This is a genomic window from Geomonas sp. (assembly GCF_056994735.1).
This window is the reverse complement of the sequence record NZ_JBXKJL010000207.1, coordinates 1-1,362: the sequence shown is the minus strand read 5'-3', so window position 1 is coordinate 1,362 and position 1,362 is coordinate 1. Positions and strand designations below refer to the sequence as shown.

The 1,362-nt window shown below is 57.3% G+C and carries 1 protein-coding gene; it reads left to right on the top strand.

Going from position 1 to position 1,362, the window contains the following annotated elements; all coding sequences use genetic code 11:
• The coding region (locus tag AC11W3_RS09005; RefSeq protein WP_484092878.1) for an IS701 family transposase at window positions 1-1,277 on the top strand (1,277 nt) is incomplete at its 5' end.
• Between the last annotated feature and the right edge of the window lie 85 nt (window positions 1,278-1,362).

Below are 1,362 nucleotides of genomic sequence, written 5' to 3'. Positions count from 1 at the left end.
TCTACGATGGGGCCATGGACGAGAAAGAGCTGCTTGAGTGTCGTGGTCGCCTCGAGAAGTTTCTCGAGGATCTTCTTGAACCGGTGGGAAGGGCCGAGCGTCGCCAGTGGGGTAGCGCTTATGTGCGGGGGCTTCTTTTGGACGGGAAACGCAAGTCCATCGAACCCATGGCGAGTCGGCTTCCCGACGGCAACGTCCAGGCCATGCAGCAGTTCATCGGCCAGAGTCCCTGGGAGTCCATGCTGGTAAGAAGGAGGCTTGCCGAACAAGTGGCCAGGGAACTGCTTCCTGCCTGCGCCTGGATTGTTGACGACACGGGCTTTCCCAAACAAGGCCCCCACTCGGTTGGTGTCGCTCGACAGTACTCGGGAACCCTCGGGAAGGTGGCCAACTGTCAAGTGGCCGTATCGCTCAACCTGGCAACCGACGATGCCTGCATGCCCCTTACCTTTGACCTGTATCTCCCTGAGGGCTGGACGAAGGATCCCGAACGCATGAGGAAGGTCGGGGTCCCCGAGGGGACGGTCTTTCGGAAGAAGTGGCAGATCGCTCTTGATCTCATTGATGAAGGATCGAAGTGGGATATTCCCAAGGGGGTTGTGGTTTCCGACAGCGCCTATGGAGATGTGGTCGAGTTTCGGCAAGGATTGCTTGATCGCGATCTTCCCTATGTCGTAGAGATCGAGAGCAAGACGATCATCTTTCATCCCCCGCCAAAGAGCAAAAAGGGGCGTCCTCCAAAGACAAGGGGAGCGAGGGCGCCTGAGACCACCTCCGTGATTGGCTATAGTAAGACCTGGCCCATGTGGAGGTGGAAAACCATTCGCTGGCGAGAAGGGAGCAAGGGACATCTGGTCTCCCGGTTTGCTGCAGTTCGCGTCAACCCCGCCCATGGCTCCAGGGAGAATCGGTCTCCACCGCCTCGACAGTGGCTTCTCGTGGAGTGGCCCCACAAGAAAAAGGAGCCGACGAAGTTCTGGTTTTCCTCTCTTTCCCATCAAGCCGGTCTCAGGCGCTTGGTCCGCCTCGCCAAGATCAGGTGGCAGGTGGAACAAAACTATCAACAGCAAAAGGACGAGCTCGGTCTCGACCACTACGAAGGTCGGGGCTATCGCGGTTGGCACCACCACGTGACGTTGAACATGATGGCTTTCGGGTTCCTTCTCCTTGAGACGCTCCGGAGTAAAAAAAACTTCTGGGTTGACCCTGCCGAAGATCCGGCGGTTGATCCAGAGTCTGCTCGCCACCTGGACGGGACGCTGCCCGATTTGCCATAGGAGGATCACCTATCGTCACCTGTCAGGATTTACTTAATACACTTAACGTAGTAGTACTAAGGAGGAGCGGGAGAGAGGTTACCCC